The sequence below is a fragment of the Streptomyces sp. CLCI03 genome (assembly GCF_053615355.1).
Map to the genome: position 1 here is coordinate 4,485,440 of NZ_CM132132.1, position 19,038 is coordinate 4,504,477.

Below are 19,038 nucleotides of genomic sequence, written 5' to 3' on the forward strand. Positions count from 1 at the left end.
GGCGCGCGTATTCGGGGCTTGACGGACCGGAGCACCGTGTCAGGTTAATTCTGTAGTGATCATTACGGAATCTTGCGGGGGACTTCATGGACAGAACAGCGCTGGTCACGGGCGGCAGCCGGGGCATCGGCCGAGCCATCGCCGAGCGGCTCGCCGCCGACGGCGTCACGGTGGTGCTCACCTACGCGAGCGACGAGACGGCCGCCCGGGAGACCGCCCGGCGCATCGCCGACGGCGGCGGCCGGGCCTTCACCCTGCGCGCGGAGCTCGGCAGCCCCGGCGCCGCCGCCGCGCTCTGGGCGGCCTACGACGAGCTGGGGCTGGGCGGGGTCGACATCATCGTCAACAACGCGGGCATCGGACTGCCCGTTCCGCTCGGCGAGATCACCGAGCGGGACTTCGACCGGGTCTTCGCGGTGAATGTGCGGGCGCCGTTCTTCGTGGTGCAGGAGGCACTCGGGCGGCTGCGCGACGGGGGCCGGATCATCAACATCTCCAGCGGCGCCGCCCGCATCGCGATGCCCGAGATCCTCGCCTACGGGGCCACCAAGGGCGCGCTCGACACCCTGACGCTGAACCTCGCCAAGGCCCTCGGCGCCCGCGGCATCACCGTGAACTCGGTCGCCCCCGGCATCGTCGACACCGACATCAACGCCGGCTGGCTGCGCGGCGACGCCGAGGCCGAGGCGCGCGCCGCCTCCCTCTCCGCGCTCGGCCGCGTCGGCCGCCCCGAGGACATCGCGGACGTCGTCGGTTTCCTCGCCTCCGACGCCGCTCGCTGGGTGACCGGGCGTGTGGTCGACGCCACCGGAGGCTCCGCGCTCTGAATACCGACCCCCCGGTTAGGCTGCGGTCGGAGGGGATCATGGACATGGAAAGACCGCGGCCGGCACGGCTCTTGGGCCACCTCGCGTTCACCGCGGCAGCCGCGTTCGCCGCGGTGGCGGTGCTGTACCTGATCCTCCTGGCGAAGTTGGTGTTCACCGACGGCCCCGGCCGCGTGTGCGGGATCGACAGCTGCCCGCGCGGCACGGGCGGTCTCGCGCTCCTCGCCCCGCTGTGCGCCGCCGCCGCGTGGCTGTTGTGGCGGACGTCGAGGAAACGCGGCCACGGCCGTGCCCCGGTGCCCGTCCGGGTCCTCGCCGGCTGCGTGGCGCTGGCCGCGACGGTCCCCGGCTGGCTGGGCTTCGAGTACGCGCGCGGCCCGCACATGGACCTGTCCGGATGGCAGCAGCCCGTGCATCCGGCGGCCGCCGCGGTCGGCGTCTGGGCGCCCGAGCGCGGCATGCTCGTACGGGCCCGGACCGACGGCCTCGTCGCCTACAACGGTGAGGGCCGCAGGGGTTGGCGGCTGCCCGCCCCGGAGCGTACGCCGCTCTGCGCGCTCAGTCGGACGACCCCGTCGGGCATCGGCCTCCTCACCTACGGGGAGAGCCCGGGGGCGTGCGGCTCGCAGGTCGTCGCCGTGGACCTGGCCGACGGCCACGTCGAGTGGACCCGCGACGCCGGGCGGGCGCTGGTGGCCGCGGCCGGCGCGAGCGCCGTCGTGGCCGACCGGGACGCGGTGACCGGCCTCGACCTGCGCGGCGGCGCGGAGCGCTGGCGGGTCCCGATACCCGCCGACTGCACGGTGAAGGCCGTGGACGGCTCGGAGCGACACGCCCTGTACGTGGAGGAGTGCGGGGACTCGGCCCGGATCACGGCCGTCGACTCCGCTACGGGAACCCGCGCCTGGCAGACCGCGCTGCCCACGGCGAGCCGGCTGCGCGAGGTGCGGCTGCTGTCCGCCGTCCCGCCCGTCGTGCGCGTGACGGAGACGGCCGAACGCGGCATGGACGCGGTGCTGTTGTTCGATGCCGGGGGTCGGCTGCGGGGCTTCGTACCGGCCTCGGGTCCGGCCGGGGACCTGCTCTCCGAGCCGGCCCCGGTGTTGACCGGCGACCTGATGGTCACCCCGGTGAAGGAGGGGGAGAAGAACGGCGTGGCCGCCTACTCCCTCACCGACGGCCGTCGTGTCTGGCACGCGGGCGTCGGCGAGGAGGTCGTGCGCGGGCTGGCCCCGACCGGCCCGGGCGAGGTCGGGGTGGTGACTTCCGACCGTTGGCGGACGTACCTCTCCCTGCACGGCCTGGCCGACGGCGGGCGCCGGGAGCAGCCCACGGTCCTGCGCGACGTGCCGCTGGGCGAGCGGTTCACCTTCCACCCCGGCCCGCCCGGCTCGTACGTCTTCGTCAACCTGGACCGCAAGGGCCTGCTCCCGCCGACCTTCGACATCGACCCGGTCTTCGGCTGGTGACGGCGCCCGGCCGGGGTCAGGTGCCGGCTGCGCGGAAGCGGGCGAGGAGCTCCTGGGCGGGCGGAGCGTCCACGTCGAAGAACTGCCGGGCCAGGTCCGGCGGGACCGCCGCCCCGTGCATGCGGACCTCGTGGCAGCCGAAGCAGAACGCGGCCTCGAACAGGACGATGTCGAGGGACTTCTCGTAGCCGCGCACGCTCCATCCCGGTGAGAAGCCGCACCGGTGCTGTCCACTGCCGGTCAGGGTCCTCATCAGGGCCAGGGCGTCGGCCGCCTCGCTCCCGGCCCAGTGGGCGACGGTCTCGCCCGGGTACGGGGCGCCCACCTTCTTCGGCCGGGCGGAGATCCGTACCACCTCGATCAGCGCGGTGTCGGCCAGGACTTCGGCGGGGAGCTGCATGGGCCCAGTGTCCCCCGCCTCCCCGCCCCTGGGTCACATGCGCCTCAGGACCCCCACTCCCAGGTGCGGCCGGAGCCCTCGCCGCCGGTGGCCCGGCCGTCCTCCTCGACGGCCTCCACGTCCGGCATCCCCCGCAACTCCTCGACCTGGCCGGGGTTCAACCGGGCGGAGAAGCCGTGCAGGACGGTGCGGTACACGTACACCGGGGTGGCACCGACCCGGTCGGCCACCTCCGCCGGATCGACGTCCCCCCGCACGCTGACGATGTACGTGGCGTGGTCGGCGGGTGCCGTGTGCGGTACGGGTTCCCGCACGGCGGCGGTGGCCGCGGCCGCGGGCAGGACGGCGACGGTGGCCAGTACGGCCACGGCCACGGGCAGGACTCGCTTCAGGGGGATGCGCATGGACCGAGGCCATCACGGGTGAGGGGGCCGGTCAACGACGCCGGTGGGTGTGGCGGGGGCATGGGCGGCGCACCGGCCGTGCGCCCCCCTGGTCCGGCGGCGGGCCGTACGGGTGATCCGGCCGGCCGGGTCGAAGGCCGAGCGGGACAGGGCACGACCGGTACGACACAGCGGGACAATCCTTTCTGCACGGTGCGCGCGACGGCGCGTCGATGCCGGCACCGGACGGGCAACCAGGTGAGCCGGTGATTCAAGCTGCACGAGGGTGGCAGCGATGGAGTTGAGGGCCGCCCCCGCAGAAGCACCCGGTGCCGTGAGGGCGGCCTCCCCATGCCGCCGTTCACCATGCCCCATCAGGGAGTTCCTTCCATGCGCCTGCTCGCACGCCTGGCCGCCGCCGCCCTCATCACGGTCCCCCCGATCGCTGCGGGCAGCGCGTCCGCCGCAGCCCCGGAGCCGACCCCGGCCCCGCTGAAGACCGCCGCCAACCCGGTGCCCGGCAACTACATCGTGACGCTGGGGAAGGGTGTGGACGCGGCCAAGGCCGCGCAGAAGCTGGGCCTGAAGCCCACGTTCGTCTACACCTCGGCGATCAACGGCTTCGCGGCCCCGATGACCCCGCTCCAACTGACGATCGTCCGCAACGCCCTGGGAGTGAAGGCCGTCGAGGAGGACGCGAGCGTCCAGTCCGTCCCGAGGCCGAGCACCGTCTCGGGCACGCGGGCCCCGTCGAACTCGTGGGGCCTGGACCGTATCGACCAGCAGAAGCTGCCGCTCGACGACGACTTCACCGCCGTGGGCAACGGCGCCGGGGTGACCGCGTACATCCTCGACACCGGGATCGACTACCAGCACACCGAGTTCGGCGGGCCCGACGCCACCCGTGCCACTTTCGGTTTCGACGCGATCGATGACGGCCGCGACGGCCAGGACTGCCAGGGCCACGGTACGCACGTCGCGGGCACGGTCGCGGGCAAGACGTACGGGGTGGCGCGCAAGGCGAGCCTGGTCAGCGTCCGCGTCCTCGGCTGCGACGGCAAGGGGACGTTCTCCGGCATCATCGCCGGCCTGGACTGGGTGGCGAAGAACGCCAAGCAGCCGGCGGTACTGAACGGCTCCCTGGGCGGGGACAAGTCCGACGCGCTGAACGACGCCGCGAACGCGGTCACCGACGCGGGTGTCCTGCCGGTCGTCGCGGCGGGCAACTCCGCGAAGGACGCCTGTGGCGTCTCGCCGGCCTCCGCCGGGAAGGTGGTCACTGTCGCCGCCTCCAACCGGTACGACGAGGAGACCAGCTTCTCCAACTGGGGCCAGTGCGTGACCCTCTACGCCCCCGGTGAGGCCATCGTCTCCGCGAAGCTCGGCGGCGGCAGCGAGGCCCTCGACGGTACGTCGATGGCCGCGCCGCACGTCGCCGGTGTCGCGGTCCTCTACAAGGCCAAGAACCCGACGGCGGACCCGGAGACCCTCGCCGATTTCCTGGAGTCCGAGACCACCAAGGACGTCCTGAGCAATCTCAGCCCGGCCAGTCCCAACAAGCTGCTCTACACCGCCGGTCTCTGACCCGCCTCCGTACGGGCGGCCCCCGGCCGCCCGTACGGGTGATCTTCCTGCGGTCGTCCGTTCGGGACGTCCCCCGGGCTGCGGCCCGGCATGACCCTTTCTGCAGCGTCCGCGACACCCCCCGGCCGAAGCAACACACTGTCCGCCAGGCGGAGGCGAGCGACTCAAGTCCTTTCCGGGACGGATCCGATGTACGGGAGGGCCGCACCCGCGGAGGACTCCAGGTCGCGGGGGCGGCTCCTCCACGCCGACCTTCATGAAGTACGTCAGGGAGCTCCTTCCATGCGTCTGCTCGCCCGTCTGGCCACGGCCCTTCTCGTCACCGTCACCCCTGTCGCGGCCGCCACCGCCTCCGCCGCGGCCCCGGAGCCGACCCCGGCACCGCTGCTCACCGCCGCGAACCCGATCCCCGAGAGCTACATCGTCACGCTCGACAAGTCCGCGAGCCCGGCGAAGATCGCGGCGTCCCTCGGGGTGAAGGCGAAGTTCACCTACAGCAAGGCGCTGAACGGCTTCTCCGCGACCCTCACCGAGAAGCAGCTGCAGGCCGCCCGGCAGACGGCGGGCGTGAAGTCCGTGGCACAGGACGCCCTGGTCACCGCCCCGCCGGCGCCCGCGTCCGGCGTCGCGACCAAGGCGCCCTCGAACTCCTGGGGCCTGGACCGGATCGACCAGCGGCACCTGCCGCTCGACAACGAGTTCAGCCCCAACACCAACGGCCAGGGCGTGACGGCGTACATCCTGGACAGCGGCATCGACTTCCGGCACACCGAGTTCGACGGCCGCGCCCGCGCCGGCTTCGACGCGATCGGCGACGGCCGCAACGGCGCGGACTGCAACGGCCACGGCACGCACGTCGCGGGCACGGTCGGCGGCGAGACCTTCGGCGTGGCGCACAAGGTGAGCCTGGTCAGCGTCCGGGTCCTGGGATGCGACGGTCGGGGCCCCTGGTCGGGGATCATCGCGGGCCTGGACTGGGTGGCCAACAACGCCCGGCAGCCGGCCGTCCTGAACGCCTCGCTGGGAGGTGACCGCTTCCAGCCGGTCAACGATGCCACGGACGCGCTGTTCAACCGGGGCGTGCTGCCGATCGTCGCGGCGGGCAACGACAACATCGACGCCCGCCGGGTCTCGCCCGCCTCCACGGCCAACGCGGTGACGGTCGGCGCGACCAACCGCTTCGACCAGGAGACCGACTTCTCCAACTGGGGCGAGATCCTGGACCTGTACGCCCCGGGCCAGGACATCATCTCGGCGCGGAACGGCGGCGGCAGCGTGTCGCTGAACGGCACCTCCATGGCGGCGCCGCACGTCACCGGGGTGGCGGCCCTCTACAAGGCCGCGCACCCGACCGCGACCCCGACCGAGGTGGCGAACTTCCTGAAGAACGAGGCCACCGAGGACGTCATCCAGAACCTCAGCGACAACGGCCCCGACAAGCTGCTGTTCACGAACGGTCTCTGACCGACCCCACGAAGGTGGCCCAGGCCCGCGCGTGGAACACCACGTGCGGGCCTTCGGGCCGCTTGGAGTCCCGTACGGGCACGAGGTCGGGATGGCCGTCGGCGACTTCCAGGCAGTCCCCGCCGTCGCCACCGCTGTACGTCGACTTCCGCCAGGTGGCCATCTCCAGGCAGTTTCCGCCGTCGCCCGCGCTGTAGCTGGACTTGTGCCATGTCGCAGTCGAGAGGTCGTACTCAGGCGTGCTGGTCATGTTCGTAATCCTCCGCGACCGATTCGATCAAGGCCAGAGACTTGCGTGGCGACAGCGCGTTGGCCGTGAGCAGATCGTAGGTCAGCGTGTGCTGGGTGACCGTCGCAGGATCGTCGAACAACTGCCCCGTCCCCATGCCTTGGACGTACGCCAAAGGAGGGGCGTCGTCGAATGACATCAGCTTGAGCGACCCGAGCATGCCTGCGTGCAGACCCGCGCTGAAGGGCAGGACCTGGACGATGATCCGGCAGGACCGGATCAGGCGCGCGATGTGCCGCAGAGCCTCGGCCAGGATCGCAGGGCTGTCCCCGGCGCGTCGAAGGACCGCCTCGTCGAGGACGCACCACAACAGTGGGGTTGTTGGGTCATGGAGCAGCGAGGCCCTGGCCAGGCGATTCGTGACCAGCTCGTCGATGGTCTCCTCCGTGGCCGTCGGCTGATACGCGCGGAACACCTCGCGTGCGTAGGCCTCTGTCTGGAGCAGCCCGGGGATCAGCTGAGGGGCGTACTCCCGGATAGTCTTCGCCCGAGCCTCCGCCTCCGCTGCTTCCGTGAAGTGGTCCGGGTACTTGGACTTGGCTGCGGCCTCGCAGTTGCGCTCGAAGAAGCCACCCGTATCGAGGGCGTCGTCGATCTGGCGAGCGAAGTCGAGTTGCATACGGCGCGTACCCGCTTCGAGCTGACCGATGAACGATCCGCTGACGAAGAGCCGTTCGCCGAGTTCGGCCTGGCTCAGGCCCGCGCGTTCGCGCGCTACGCGCAGCTCGGCGCCCAGCAGGGCGCGGGGTGACGAGGAGGGATCGAGGTTCTTTCGTGGCATGGCAACTCCCTGAGCAACACGTGCGGTTGTTGCGGGGTCCGCACTTGAAAGGCTAGTGAGCGCGTCGCCACTCTGTGTGAAGAAGTTGAATACTCAGAGTAGAAAGGTGACATGTCATGGTGCTCTCCCCACAGGAGCGCATGCAGGCGGCCGAGGAGGCCGTCCAGCAGCTGCGGGAATCGCTCGCCGGGGTCGGGGTGCTGTTCCCCTCGCTCGACGTGGAGCGGGTCTCGGCCGCCGGTACGTACGGCCTGCCGCTGGTCGACCTGGGCCGCTGCAACCTGGACACCGCGCTCCGGCTGGCCGCCGTCCTGCACGAGCGGGCGGGGGGCTCGTGAGCGAGTCGGTGGAGGCGGTGAACTTCGCCTTCGAACTCGGTTGGAAGCTGCGCGGCCTGGAGACGGCGCTCGCCCCGCGCGGGGTGTGCGGGCCCGAGGCGGGGGACCCGAAGCCGCCTCCGCCGTCCGGATGGCAGCGGTTCACGCTGGTGCACTGCCCGCTGGAGGGCTATCCGGGGTTCGACGATCCGCGCTACGAGGGGCTCAGGGCGGCCCCGCCGCAGGGGTGCGCGGTGGAGGACCTCGGCGGGTGCCTCGGGCTTCGGTGCGAGCGTCCGGGCGGGCGGCTCCTCGACGCGGTCGCGGAGCTGTGCGCGGAGGTCCGTACCGAGTACGGGCTGCTGATGACCGGCCTCGGCATCGACAAGTTGTGGGAGTGGTCCGAGGACGGCACGGACGGTTGGGGCGCCGAGATCGTCGGCCAGCTCCTGCTGATGTCGGCCGAGCGCGGTCCGAGGCTCGGCTACGACGTCGATGACCTGGCGGGGTTCTTGCGGACCGCCGCGGGATGAGCCTCAGCTGTCGGTGATGAGTTCGCCGTTGTACCCGCCGTTCACGCAGGTCCACAGGCCGGTGGTGGAGACGTACTCCACCGATCCGCCGGAGTTCTTGCATTGAGTTTCGGTGATGGCCGGTGCGGCGGCCTGTGCGACGGGGACCGTGGCTCCGAGAGCGGCCAGTACGAGGGCGGTGGCGAACGCGAGAATTCGGGTACTCATGGGACCTCCTCCGGGAACGAGTGACACCGCTACGTCCACCACCACCCTCCCTCTGTGGCGCGGCGCTTGCACGCCGGCGGGGGGCGCACAAGGGGGCGCACGAGAAGCGCCCCCTGCGGTCAAGGGGCACGCTGGTGTCATGGCAAACGCACGCGTAGTGGTCGTGGGGGCGCCTGATGACCTCGGAGTCCGCGAGGTGCTGATCGACGGCAGATCCGTGGGGAAGGCCTGGTCCGAACAGGAATTCCGAGGCCTCCTGAGTCGTGAAGGCGTGCCGGCGGATCACCCCGTCAGTTGGCTCGGTGAGGACGGAACCGTCTGGCCGGATCGAGCGGCGTTGCGCAGGACGACCGGCTTTTTCATGGTCGTCGGCCTCCTCGCCACCGCATATCCGCTCTTCAAGATCGGAGTGTCGGACAGTGGTGATGCTCTGACCTACGCCGGACGCGTAGGAGGTTTCACCATTCTTGTGGTGGCGGTTGTGGAAGTGTTCGCCGCGGCGGCCGCTGTCGATTTCTGGGGTGGGAGGCGATGGCGTTACTCAGGGGTGGCCGTTCTGGTCGGCGTCGTGATCGCCCTCCTCTGCGGAATTTCCATCCTCGTGCTGCAGATCGGCGAGCATTTCAACCGGTACACGGCGATCGGAATCGCCCTCGTCGTCTGGTCCGCGGCAGCCCTGTCCGAACTCTTCGCATGTCGGGCTTGGAAGGGGCTGCAGGTTCCCAGGTCGATCGCGATCGGAGTGATCCTCTCCGTTCTTCTCGCCGGCTCCAACCTGGCGTATTCGCAGATCTACGTGCCCTATGTGAAGACTCCTCTGATACAGGGCGGGGCCGAGTTCAAGGAGTCGAACATGGTGAAGGGTGGATCGCTGTATGTGACGGTACATCTGTACGTGAGGAACGCCGGTCAGGTTCCCGTCTACCTTCTCGGCAGCATCTACTGGATTCATGGTGCGCCGGCCAGTCCGCCCGACGTGACGGTCGCCGATTATGACTTGGTCTACGACGGTGAATTCGTCACGCCGGTGGGCCGCGTACTGAATCCCGGAGAAGAAGTCTCGCAGGATGCGGTGGTCGAGATCCAGGATCCCGAAAATCGCAAGAAGCATCCGTATGAGACGCTCAGGGCTGAGACGGAGGTGTATGTGATCAGGAAGGACAGGATGACGCTGGCCGCCGACTATCCGAATTCCAGGGTGCATCGTGCGCAGATCGTGAAGGAAGACGGGCAGGCGGCTCCGAAGGGTGCGAAGTACCGGAACCGATCCCAGATGGAGAACAGCAGCGAAATCCTGAACGCGACCCGAGGCCCGCAGCGCATCACGGTGTGGAGGATCGACAGCGGCGAATGGCCGCGCTTCAGCGTGGACGTGTCGCCGCCCGAGGAACGGATCGACTACAACCGCGTGAATTCCTTGGTGAACCAACGGGCCAATGTTCGGTACGGACTCTCGCAGCAGCGTGGCTCCATGGCGCAGACGCCCTACCGGGAGCTCTTGGAGAAGGCCGGCGCCGTCGACAAGGGCGTGGCCCCGACCCCGACTCCCACCCCGCCCCCGCCCCCGCCCCCACCCCCGGCCCTGTGACCCCCTCTCACACCGGGGGATCGGTGCGCAGGCGGGCGTGCAGGTGCTCGTCGTGCCAGCCGTCCGCGTGCAGGAGCGCGCCGCGCATGGTGCCCTCCAGGGGGTAGCCGGCCTTGGTCGCGATGGCGCAGGAGGCCGGGTTCGCCACGGAGTGGGTGATCCGTACGCGCTGCAGGCCCAGGTCCTCGAAGGCCCAGCGGCTGACGCGTTCGGTGGCCGGCACCATGACCCCGCGTCCGCGTCCGGCGGGCAGCAGCCAGTAGAGGATCTCGCCGCTGCCGCCCGCGAGGTCGAGGTCGCCGATGCCGACGAGCCCGACGGCCGGGCCGCCTCCAGCGGGGGCGAGGGCCCAGATCGCGGCCTCCTCGTCCTGCCAGCGGGCGTGCCAGAGGGCGATCCGTTCCTCGGCCTCGGCCGGGGAGAGCAGGGCGGGCCGGTTCCAGTGCCGGATGTCCGGGTCGAGGCAGGACTCGACGAGCGCGGGGACGTCGTACGCCGCCCAGGGGCGCAGCAGCATGCCGCCCGGCAACGCGAACTCGGGCTGCGGCAGGGCGCGCATCCGACCGGCGGGGACGACGGGAGGTATGGAGTCGATCATGACTGCATCATGTCTGCATCATGTCTGCATCACGGCGGTCCTGCGGCATCATTGCGGTCCCGCGGCGCGCATGCGCATGCGTACGGCGAGTCCGAGGCGAAGGTCTGGCGGTGCAGCGGCTCCGGGATCCGGGGGCCCCAGAGCCAGGCCATGTCGCAGCCGTAGCAGAACGCGGCTTCGTACAGGGGCGGCTCGGCCGGGTCGGCGTACGCGCGCAGGCCCCAGCCGGGGGCGAACCCGCACGCCGTGAGGTCGGCGGCGGGCATCTTCGTTACGGCCGTGAGCATCTCCGCGACGGCGGGACCCTCCCAGTGCCCCACGACGGGCCCGGTCATCGGGCCGCCGTGGCGCTCGGGGCCGGCGGTGATGCGTACGACGTCGATGCGCGTCGTGGCGGCGACGGCTTCGGCGGGGAGCAGCATCCGCACAGCATCCCGTCCTAGGCGGGGACCCGTTCCTTCGGGGGTGCTTCGGTGGCGGTCGTGGGGTCCGGGCCCGGGTCGCTGTCGAGGTCGGCCAGCATCCGGCGGGTGAAGCCGAAGAAGTAGGTGGCGGCGAAGCCCACCAGGTAGCCGACGAGCAGGCCACCCGCGTAGATCACGAGGGTGATGCCCGCGCCGGCGCGGCCGTCGAGCAGCGGGAACAGGGCCCAGCCGGAGGGGCCGATGGCGGTGGAGCCGAAGGCGACGCCCAGTTGGTGGAAGAGGCCGACGAAGGCGCCACCGGCCGCGCCGCCGATGCAGGCGGTGACGAAGGGGCGGCCCAGTGGCAGGGAGACGCCGTAGATCAGCGGTTCGCCGATGCCCAGGAAGCCGGCCGGGAGGGCGGACTTGACGGTGGCGCGGATCGAGGCGTTGCGCGGGAGGCGGTAGTAGACGGCGATGGCCGCGCCGACCTGGCCCGCGCCCGCCATGGCGAGGATGGGCAGCAGCACGGTGTAGCCGTCCTGCTCGATGAGGGTGGTGTGGATGGGGATCAGGGCTTGGTGCAGGCCCAGCATCACCAGGGGGAGGAAGAGGCCGCCCAGGACCAGGCCCGCGAAGGCGCCGCCACCGGCGAGGAGCCGGTTCGCGAAGGTGCCGATGGCGGAGGAGGCCTCACCGGCGAGGTACATCAGGCCGAAGAGGGTGACCAGGCCCGAGATCAGCACGGTGAGGGTGGGGGTGATCAGGACGTCCAGGGCCTCCGGCACCCACCTGCGGCACCACTTCTCCACGTACACGGCGAGGAGGGCGGCGGCGAGCGCGCCGAGGACGCCGCCCTGGCCGGGCTTGAGCTCCAGGCCGAAGGCGTCGATCTTCGCGACGCCCGGGAAGACGATGATCGCGGCGACCGCGCCGCCCAGGACGGGCGTACCGCCGAACTCCTTGGCCGTGTTGTATCCGACGAAGACCGCGATGAGGGACATGAAGCCGGACGCGATGGCGGCGAGGGCGGGGACGACGGCGGGAACCCAGCCGAGATTGGTCAGCAGGCCGTTCAGCCCGGCGATGATCCCGCAGCCGATCAGGGCCGGGATCAGCGGGACGAAGATGTTCGCGATGCGGCGCAGGAACAGCTTGAAGGGCGTGGCGTTCCGGGCTTTCTGAGCCTCCTTCAGTGCCGCGCCCTGAGCGGCGAGGTCGCCTGCGGTGATGCCGCCGGAGGGCGGGGCCGACGGGGCGGCCGACGGGGCGGCCGCCGGCGCGGCCGAGCGGGCCTCCTCGACGAGTGCCTCGAACTCCGGGGTCACGCGGGCGACGGCGCCCGGGCCCAGCACGATCTGGTACGTGTCGTCCTCGACCACGCCGAGCACCGCGGGCAGGGCGCGTAGGGCCTCGTCCTGGACCAGCGAGCGGTCGCGCAGCGAGATGCGTAGGCGGGTCATGCAGTGCGCGATCGAGGTGATGTTCTCCGGGCCGCCGACCAGCGGAAGGATCGCGGCGGCGGTGGCGCGGTTCTTGTCAGTGGACATGTGGATCGCCTTGGCTCGGGGGCGGATCGGGCGGATCGGGTCGGGTCGACTCGGGTCGGGTCGGGGTCAGCGCGGGTGGGTACGGGCGTGGGTCAGGGCGAGTTCGAGGGCGGCGCGCAGGTGGCCCCGGGCGGCGGCGAGCAGCTCGGCGGCCGTGGGGCCGTCGACTCCGCCGAGGACGACGAGGACGGCGTTCTTGACCTCGCCGCCGGTGGCGGTGAGGGCGGCCTCGATCTCCTCGTCGGGTGCGCCGGTGGCCAGCGCCACGATGCGGCGGGCGCGGGCGCGCAGCTTCTCGTTCGAGGAACGCATGTCGACCATCAGGTTCCCGTAGGTCTTCCCGAGGCGGATCATCGTGATGGTCGAGATGAGGTTGAGGACGAGCTTCTGGGCGGTGCCGGCCTTCAGACGGGTGGATCCGGTGAGGAGTTCGGGTCCGACGACGACCTCGATGCCGTGGTCGGCGGCCGCGGCGAGGGCGGATCCGCTGTTGCAGGAGAGCCCGACGGTGAGCGCGCCGCGGGCACGGGCGAACTCGACGGCGCCGATCGCGTACGGGGTGCGGCCGGAGGCGGAGATGCCGACGACCGTGTCGAGCGGTCCGATCTCCAGGGCGGTGAGGTCCTCGGTGGCCAGCTCCTTCGAGTCCTCGGCGCCCTCGACCGACGTGACCATGGCGGACGGGCCGCCCGCGATCAGGCCGACCACGTCGGCGGGGTCGGTGTTGAAGGTGGGCGGGCACTCGCTGGCGTCCAGGACGCCCATCCGGCCGGCGGTGCCGGCGCCCGCGTAGACCAGCCTGCCGCCCTGGGCCATCCGCTCGGCGATCGCGTCGACGGCGGCGGCGATGTGCGGGAGCTGCGCGGCGACGGCGGCCGGGACGGTGGCGTCCTCGGCGTTCATGGTGCGGGCGATGTCGAGGGTGGGGAGGCGGTCGATCTCGGCGAGTTCCGGGCGGAAGGCCTCGGTGGTGAGGGTGTCCAGTTGGGCGCGGAGTTCTGCGTGGGCGGTCATGTGGCCGGCTCCCGTGCGGTGTGGGTCAGCGGGTGGTGTGGCGGTGGGTGAGGGCTTCGTAGGAGGCGGCCAGGGCGGGGGCGGCGCTCTCGTAGGTCTGTTGCGCGACGCCGACGAAGAGGCAGTCGACGACGAGCAGTTGGCTGGTCCGGCTGGACATGGCGGCCGGGCGCAGCTGGGTCTCGCGGGCGGCGGAGGTGGCCAGTACGAGGTCGGCGTGGCGGGTGACGGGGCTGTTCGGGCGGCCGGTGAGGGCGAGGGTGGTGGCGCCGCGTTCGAAGGCGGTGCGCAGCGGTTCGATCACGTCGCCGGTGGTGCCGGAGTGGGTGATCGCGACGGCGACGTCGCCGGGGCGGAGCTGGACGGCGCCCGTGACGGCCAGGTGCGGGTCGCTGTGGGCGTGCGCGACGAGGCCGATGCGCAGCAGCTTCTGGGCGAGGTCCTGGCCGACGAGGGCGGAGGCGCCGATGCCGTAGATGTCGATGCGGCGGGCGGTGGCGAGCGCGGTGACGGCGGCGGCGAGCTGGGTGAGGTCGAGGGCGGCGGCGGTGTCGGTGAGGGTCTGCGCCTCCTCGTGGGCCAGTTTGGCGACGACGTCCGCGAGCGGGTCGTCGACGGCTATGTCGACGGTGACGGTGGGGGCGGTGCCGGATTCCTGCTGGGCGGCGAGGGCGGCGAGCGCGAGGCGCAGGTCGCGGTAGCCGGGGTAGCCGAGGAGGCGGGCGGTGCGGACGACCGTGGCCTCGCTGGTGCCGGTGTGTTCGGCGAGGGCGGAGACGGTGAGCCGGGCGCAGCCGGCCGGATCGGCGGCGACGGCTTCCGCGACGGCTTGTACGGAGCGGGTCATGGTGGGGCCGAGGCTGCGGATCCGGGCTCGGAGGGCGTGCGGCGGGGGAGCCGGGAGGGCGCCTTCGCCGGGGGCTGCGGCGGGGCCTGCGCCGGGGGCTGCGGCGGGAGCCACGCCGGGGGCTGCGCCGGGGCCTGCGGCGGGTACGGGTGGGCGGTTGGCGGTTTCCTTCGCGTTCTGGCTCACCCTTGAAATTTATTTTCAGGGCCAGGTCCGGTCAATACGCCATTGGGCCTGCGGAAAGTGGGCCTTCATCGCCGGGCCCTCGCGGGTCCACAATGGGCGCATGGACCACGCGACCCCCCTGGAACAGGCGCTGCACGTCGCCCGTGCCCTCGTTCTCGCCGATCTCGCCGCCGGTGAGGTCGCCGATGCCGATGTCGTCTCCCTCGTCGAGGACTCGGTCACGCACCGCCGGTGGTGGGTGGAGCAGTGGCCGGAGGGTGTCGACTACCTTGCCGGACTCGTCGCTCAGGACGTGAAGGACGCGCTGCTGGAGAAGTACGGACGATGGCCGCTGTGCCCGGTGTGCAACCACGGTGAGCCGCACGCGTTGGACGTGGAGCCGGAGCTGGGACCCGACCCGCACTGGGTGTGCTCGGAGGCGGGCGTGAAGGTGGCCGCCATCGGCGGCCTGGGCCCGGTCCTCGGCCTCCGGTGAGCCGCCGGTGACCGTCTACATCGACCCGCCGACCTGGCCGGGGCACGGCCGCATGTGGTCGCACCTGGTCAGCGACGTCTCGTACGAGGAGCTGCACGCCTTCGCGGCGGGCATCGGCTGTCCGCCGAGAGCCTTCGAGCGGGACCACTACGACGTGCCCTCGTACCGGTACGCGGACGCGGTGGGCGCCGGCGCGGTGGAGATCGGCAGCAAGGAACTCGTCCGCCGCCTCACGGCGGCGGGCCTGCGCCGCCCCAAGGGCCGACCGGCGGCGTAGGGCCTGTGTCTACGAGCTCGGGGCCGGTGTCGACGGCGTCGCCGGCGTGGACGGTTCAGGGACGGTGTTGGGCTGGGCCGCCGGCGGGAGGCCCCAGACGTGCTCCGGGGTCACGATCTTGGTGACCGTGTTGGCGATGAGGGAGCTCAGGTTGCCGAACTTCCCGTCGACGTCGGAGTTCACCACGATCACCATGGTGGCGCGGGCCTGCGGGAGCCGGACGGCGATGGTCTCGTAGCCGGGCAGCTCGCCGTTGTGGCCGATCCAGCCGTCGAGCTCGGCGATGCCGAGCCCGTAGCCGATGTCGGGGTGCCCGGTGGGCAGCATGCGCACCCGCTGGGCCTGGGTGGCGGGCTCCAGCAGGCGGTCGCCGTCGGGCAGCTTGCCCGTGACCAGGGTCGGGACCCAGGAGTGCAGGTCGTCCATGGTGGAGATCATCGCGCCGGCCGCCCAGGCCCAGGACGGGTTCCAGGTGGAGGCGTCGACGGTCGCGCCGTCCGGGGTGAAGTTCGTGTAGCCGTGCACGAACGGGGAGGCGATCTCCGCGCCGGTCGGCAGCGAGGTCGCGTCCAGGCCGGCCGGTTCGAGGACGTTCTGCTGCAGGTAGGTGTGCAGGGGCTGTCCGCCCACCTTCTCCACGAGCAGGCCGAGCACGACGGTGTTGGTGTTGGAGTACTCCCAGCGCGTGCCCGGCGGGAAGTTCGCGGGGTGCCTGAAGGCGGTGTCCAGCAGCTCCTGCGGGGTCCAGGCGCGGTGCGGGTCGGCCTTGTAGGCGGCCAGCAGGCGCGGGTCCTCGGTGTAGTTGTAGAGGCCGCTGCGCATGTCGGCGAGCTGCCGGACGGTGATCCTCTCGCCGCCGGGCACGCCGTCGAGGTACGTCGAGATCGGCGCGTCGAGCCGTACCTTCCCGTCGTCGACGAGCTGGAGGACGGCGGTGACGGTGAAGGTTTTGGTGACGCTGCCGATGCGGGTGTGCATGTCGGTCTTGATGGGGACGCCGGTGGCCTTGTCAGAGGTGCCGAAGGCGCGCACGTAGGGGTCCTCGCCGTCGATCCACAGGCCGACGCCGACCCCGGGGATGTCGGCCTTGCGCATGGCCGCGGTGATCGCGTCGTCGAGCTGCTCGGCGATCACGGGATCGATGTCGACCCGGCCGGGCGGGGCGGCCGCGGGAGCCTGGCCCGCGCACAGCGCGGTCAGCAGCAGCGAGGCGGCTGCCAGGACGGTGGGCGTCCGGTACCGGCCCATGAGGATCCCCTCTGACGCAGGTCCCCGAGCGTTCCGCGGCTCCCCGAGCGGACCTTCCCATCGTAGGAACCCGGCACGGGGGCGGCGACCGGGACTGTTGTCAGGCGCGGGTGGGAGCTTCGAGGGCGCACACGCTCCGAGTCCTTCCGCGAGGGGCTCGACGAGGAACAGGCCGCGGCCGAGGGGAACGCTCCCGGGCCGGCCCGGGAGGTGGGCGCCGGGAGGTGGGCCCGGACGGCGTCCGGAGGGCGGGCGTCGGCGCCGCCTTCGGGACGGCGGGACCGCCGGGGGCGGTTCCGGTCCCCGTCACCGCCCGACCGTACGGGCCGAAGCCGTCCCGCCGCACCACCTGACCTGCGGAGATCGCTCGCGCACCGGAGCCCGCCCGGTGGGACTCCGGTGGCAGGGACGACCCCAGGATTCAAGACACGGGAGTCGAAGCACCACACCGAACCCCACCCCTCCCGCCCATGGAGCACAGCTCACTCGCCTGAGTGAAAAACACCAACTTGGCTGGCTTCGGGGAGGGTTGCCTGATCTACGCTCAGCGCGCCACCACGTCACCGCTGACATACGTCGGCCCCCGCCGGGACTGCCATCCCAGTGCGGGGGCCTGACCACCCAGGAAGAAAGCGCTTCCCGATGGATACCCGGAACACTAGCGCGCGCTCGCACGCCCAGTCCCGCAACGGCGAGGAAAACCACCCCTCTCGGCGTACCCGTACGGGCACACGCTCGGGTGGTGTCATCCACGACAACTCCCGCCACACGGCCCGCTTCACGGTGATCGGCAACCACCTCGCGCAGCACGCCGAGCTGTCGCTGCTGGCCATCGGCCTGGCCGTGCACATCCAGTCCCTTCCGACCGGCTCCCTCATCGACATCCGGACCCTGGCCGGCCGCTTCCCCGAGGGGAAGACCCGGATCGCCGCCGCCCTGCGCGAGCTGGAGGCCCACGGCTATCTGCGCCGCACCTGCGAACGCACCAGCGGCGGCCGCGTCGTCACCCGTACGGTCTCCTGCAACCAGCCGGGCCGGTCCGGCACCCCGGACGAACCGCGACCACCGAAGTCCCGGCGCGCCGGCCTCCGGGAGGGCGAGCCGCCGCGGCGTGCCCTGCCCGCCGTACCGCAGCCCGCATACGCGGCCCCTGACCTGCTCCGGTCCGCCGTCGAGGTCCTCGCAGGCCTCCGCCGTGGCGATCCCCGCCTCCTGCTCTCCGTCGCGGACGTCGAGCACCTCACCCCCGGAGTCGCGGCCTGGCTGGAGCGCGATCTACCACCGAGCGCCGTTCACCACGCCCTGACCGCCGCCCTGCCGACGGAGCCCCTGCACCGCCCGGCCGCCCTGCTGGCCCACCGGCTCGCCGCCCAACTCCCGCCCGTACCGCCGCTCCGCGCCCCGGCGGCACGCGAGACCTTCAGACACCCGCTCCAGAACTGCGACCTGTGCGACCGTGCCTGCCGCGGCCCGGAACGGGGCACTTGCCGCACCTGCCGCAGTTCCCGGCAGCCGGCCACCTCGTCCCACCCCTCCGGGTGAAGCTCGCCAACCGCCTTCATTCGGGACCGTGTTGTGCCCCTACGCTCTCCGCAAGGCCCCGTTCTAGGCATATGCCAGGGGCAATTCCCGATCTCATAGGAACCCCTATGGTCAGCTCGCCGCACGAGGCGATGCACCGCATCTTCCAGGAACATCCGGAGCTCTTCTCCCGAGTGTCGGAGGTGCTCGGCGTCGGCTTCGCCCCACTCGCGTCGTTCACCGTCCTGCCCAACGACCTCACCGAGACGCAGCCCCTCGAACGCCGGGTCGACACCCTGCTGCGGCTGGACACGGAGGGCGAGGGGTCCTTCCTCCTCGCCGTCGAGGCGCAGGGCAAGAAGGACCCGGACAAGCCCGCCAGCTGGGCGTACTACGCCTCTTACCTCCTCGCGAAATACCGGTTGCAGCCGATGCTGCTGGTCGTCTGCCAGGACCGCTCGACCGCCGAATGGGCCGCTCGCCCGGTCCGCTTCGGCCCTCCCCAGTGGCCCCTGCTCACCCTGTGCCCGCTGGTCGCGGGGCCGCACAACATGCCGCTGATCACCGACCCCGCCGAAGTCCGGAAGGACCTCGCGCTCGCCACCTTGTCCGCGATCACCCACGCCGCGAGTCCGGACATCGGGGCCATACTCAAAGCAATGACCAGAGTGCTGCCGGACACACCGGCAGAGCTCGCCAACCCGATCATCGAACTCATCGCACAAGGCCTGGGCAAGCACCCATCCGCAGAACTCTGGAGGAAACTGGTGGCCGTGGACCTCTCTTTCTACAAGTCGCCCCTCTCCGAAGAGCTCCGGGCCGAGGGCCGGGCCGAGGGCCGGGCCGAGGGCCGGGCGGAGGGCCGGGCTCAAGGTGAGGCGCGTCGCGCTGCCGAGGACGTCCTCGCTGTTCTCGCCGAGCGGGGCGTCGGTGTCTCCGAGGAGGCCCGTGAGCGCATCACCGGCTGCGGCGACCCCGAGACGCTGAGCCGCTGGCTCCGGCGCGCCGTCACCTCCCCCTCCGCCGAAGGGATCTTCACGGAGGAGTGACCCCGGCTGAGGCCTGGCTCCTTGAAG

General features: G+C 71.6%; 22 protein-coding genes. 11 read left to right on the top strand and 11 right to left on the bottom strand.

Annotated features, from left to right (window positions below; translation table 11 throughout):
• Positions 1-86: 86 nt before the first annotated feature.
• Positions 87-827, top strand: coding sequence for an SDR family oxidoreductase (locus ACWG52_RS20770; protein ID WP_389815954.1), 741 nt, complete (start codon positions 87-89; stop codon positions 825-827).
• 44 nt (positions 828-871) lie between these two features.
• The gene (locus ACWG52_RS20775; protein WP_453125562.1) at positions 872-2,296 is read left to right on the top strand and encodes an outer membrane protein assembly factor BamB family protein; all 1,425 of its coding nucleotides are present in this window, start codon (positions 872-874) and stop codon (positions 2,294-2,296) included.
• Positions 2,297-2,312: 16 nt separating this feature from the next.
• On the opposite strand, the gene ACWG52_RS20780 is transcribed toward ACWG52_RS20775, so the two are convergent.
• Together ACWG52_RS20780 and ACWG52_RS20785 are read right to left on the bottom strand one after the other, a co-directional pair.
• Positions 2,313-2,696 carry a hypothetical protein gene (locus ACWG52_RS20780; protein ID WP_389815959.1) on the bottom strand — a complete coding sequence of 128 codons (384 nt, stop codon included), beginning with the start codon at positions 2,694-2,696 and terminating at the stop codon, positions 2,313-2,315.
• A 44-nt stretch (positions 2,697-2,740) separates the two neighbouring features.
• On the bottom strand, positions 2,741-3,100 hold the full coding sequence (locus tag ACWG52_RS20785) for a protease inhibitor I9 family protein (protein WP_390168198.1): 360 nt from the start codon (positions 3,098-3,100) through the stop codon (positions 2,741-2,743).
• Positions 3,101-3,469: 369 nt separating this feature from the next.
• On the opposite strand from ACWG52_RS20785, the gene ACWG52_RS20790 reads away from it, so the two are divergent.
• Positions 3,470-4,663 carry a S8 family peptidase gene (locus tag ACWG52_RS20790; protein WP_389815964.1) on the top strand — a complete coding sequence of 398 codons (1,194 nt, stop codon included), beginning with the start codon at positions 3,470-3,472 and terminating at the stop codon, positions 4,661-4,663.
• Between the two features lie 282 nt (positions 4,664-4,945).
• Positions 4,946-6,127: a S8 family peptidase gene (locus tag ACWG52_RS20795; protein WP_390168200.1), complete on the top strand. Its 1,182-nt coding sequence runs from the start codon at positions 4,946-4,948 to the stop codon at positions 6,125-6,127.
• On the opposite strand, the gene ACWG52_RS20800 is transcribed toward ACWG52_RS20795, so the two are convergent.
• Together ACWG52_RS20800 and ACWG52_RS20805 are read right to left on the bottom strand one after the other, a co-directional pair.
• A complete protein-coding gene (locus ACWG52_RS20800; protein ID WP_390168202.1) occupies positions 6,111-6,377 on the bottom strand; it encodes a DUF397 domain-containing protein in 267 nt (88 codons plus the stop codon). The two genes, ACWG52_RS20795 and ACWG52_RS20800, sit on opposite strands and share 17 nt — an antisense overlap.
• Positions 6,361-7,197 (bottom strand): helix-turn-helix domain-containing protein, encoded by an 837-nt coding sequence (locus ACWG52_RS20805; protein ID WP_390168204.1) that lies wholly within the window; start codon positions 7,195-7,197, stop codon positions 6,361-6,363. Before ACWG52_RS20805 ends, ACWG52_RS20800 begins: the two co-directional genes overlap by 17 nt.
• Before the next feature lie 116 nt (positions 7,198-7,313).
• Here ACWG52_RS20805 and ACWG52_RS20810 point away from each other — a divergent pair, with 116 nt between their 5' ends.
• Positions 7,314-7,535, top strand: coding sequence for a hypothetical protein (locus tag ACWG52_RS20810; RefSeq protein WP_033223642.1), 222 nt, complete (start codon positions 7,314-7,316; stop codon positions 7,533-7,535).
• Entirely contained in the window at positions 7,532-8,047 is a 516-nt protein-coding gene (locus ACWG52_RS20815) for an amidase (protein ID WP_453125566.1), read from the top strand. Before ACWG52_RS20810 ends, ACWG52_RS20815 begins: the two co-directional genes overlap by 4 nt.
• Positions 8,048-8,050: 3 nt before the next feature.
• On the opposite strand, the gene ACWG52_RS20820 is transcribed toward ACWG52_RS20815, so the two are convergent.
• Positions 8,051-8,254: a hypothetical protein gene (locus ACWG52_RS20820; RefSeq protein WP_389815977.1), complete on the bottom strand. Its 204-nt coding sequence runs from the start codon at positions 8,252-8,254 to the stop codon at positions 8,051-8,053.
• A 139-nt stretch (positions 8,255-8,393) separates the two neighbouring features.
• Between ACWG52_RS20820 and ACWG52_RS20825 the strand changes: the two genes are divergently transcribed.
• Positions 8,394-9,842 carry a hypothetical protein gene (locus ACWG52_RS20825; protein ID WP_453125567.1) on the top strand — a complete coding sequence of 483 codons (1,449 nt, stop codon included), beginning with the start codon at positions 8,394-8,396 and terminating at the stop codon, positions 9,840-9,842.
• Positions 9,843-9,849: 7 nt separating this feature from the next.
• Here the strand turns inward: ACWG52_RS20825 and ACWG52_RS20830 are convergent, their stop codons facing one another.
• The 5 genes from ACWG52_RS20830 to ACWG52_RS20850 form a co-directional block, all read right to left on the bottom strand.
• Positions 9,850-10,440, bottom strand: coding sequence for a GNAT family N-acetyltransferase (locus ACWG52_RS20830; RefSeq protein ID WP_389815983.1), 591 nt, complete (start codon positions 10,438-10,440; stop codon positions 9,850-9,852).
• 29 nt (positions 10,441-10,469) lie between these two features.
• Positions 10,470-10,862 (bottom strand): hypothetical protein, encoded by a 393-nt coding sequence (locus tag ACWG52_RS20835; RefSeq protein WP_389815986.1) that lies wholly within the window; start codon positions 10,860-10,862, stop codon positions 10,470-10,472.
• Between the two features lie 17 nt (positions 10,863-10,879).
• The gene (locus ACWG52_RS20840; RefSeq protein WP_389815989.1) at positions 10,880-12,394 is read right to left on the bottom strand and encodes a PTS transporter subunit EIIC; all 1,515 of its coding nucleotides are present in this window, start codon (positions 12,392-12,394) and stop codon (positions 10,880-10,882) included.
• 66 nt (positions 12,395-12,460) lie between these two features.
• Entirely contained in the window at positions 12,461-13,408 is a 948-nt protein-coding gene (gene murQ / locus ACWG52_RS20845; protein ID WP_389815992.1) for an N-acetylmuramic acid 6-phosphate etherase, read from the bottom strand.
• A gap of 25 nt (positions 13,409-13,433) precedes the next feature.
• Positions 13,434-14,276, bottom strand: a complete 843-nt coding sequence (locus tag ACWG52_RS20850) for a MurR/RpiR family transcriptional regulator (protein WP_453129072.1) — start codon at positions 14,274-14,276, stop codon at positions 13,434-13,436.
• 265 nt (positions 14,277-14,541) lie between these two features.
• On the opposite strand from ACWG52_RS20850, the gene ACWG52_RS20855 reads away from it, so the two are divergent.
• Both ACWG52_RS20855 and ACWG52_RS20860 read left to right on the top strand, forming a co-directional pair.
• Positions 14,542-14,916: a hypothetical protein gene (locus tag ACWG52_RS20855; protein WP_033223652.1), complete on the top strand. Its 375-nt coding sequence runs from the start codon at positions 14,542-14,544 to the stop codon at positions 14,914-14,916.
• 7 nt (positions 14,917-14,923) lie between these two features.
• Positions 14,924-15,193 (top strand): DUF4031 domain-containing protein, encoded by a 270-nt coding sequence (locus tag ACWG52_RS20860; protein ID WP_030387344.1) that lies wholly within the window; start codon positions 14,924-14,926, stop codon positions 15,191-15,193.
• A gap of 9 nt (positions 15,194-15,202) precedes the next feature.
• On the opposite strand, the gene ACWG52_RS20865 is transcribed toward ACWG52_RS20860, so the two are convergent.
• Positions 15,203-16,441: a serine hydrolase domain-containing protein gene (locus ACWG52_RS20865; RefSeq protein WP_389815998.1), complete on the bottom strand. Its 1,239-nt coding sequence runs from the start codon at positions 16,439-16,441 to the stop codon at positions 15,203-15,205.
• 642 nt (positions 16,442-17,083) lie between these two features.
• Here ACWG52_RS20865 and ACWG52_RS20870 point away from each other — a divergent pair.
• Together ACWG52_RS20870 and ACWG52_RS20875 are read left to right on the top strand one after the other, a co-directional pair.
• Complete coding sequence (locus ACWG52_RS20870) at positions 17,084-17,983, top strand: helix-turn-helix domain-containing protein (protein ID WP_453125570.1); 900 nt, start codon at positions 17,084-17,086, stop codon at positions 17,981-17,983.
• A gap of 107 nt (positions 17,984-18,090) precedes the next feature.
• Positions 18,091-19,011: an RpnC/YadD family protein gene (locus ACWG52_RS20875; protein ID WP_390168210.1), complete on the top strand. Its 921-nt coding sequence runs from the start codon at positions 18,091-18,093 to the stop codon at positions 19,009-19,011.
• Positions 19,012-19,038 lie beyond the last annotated feature (27 nt).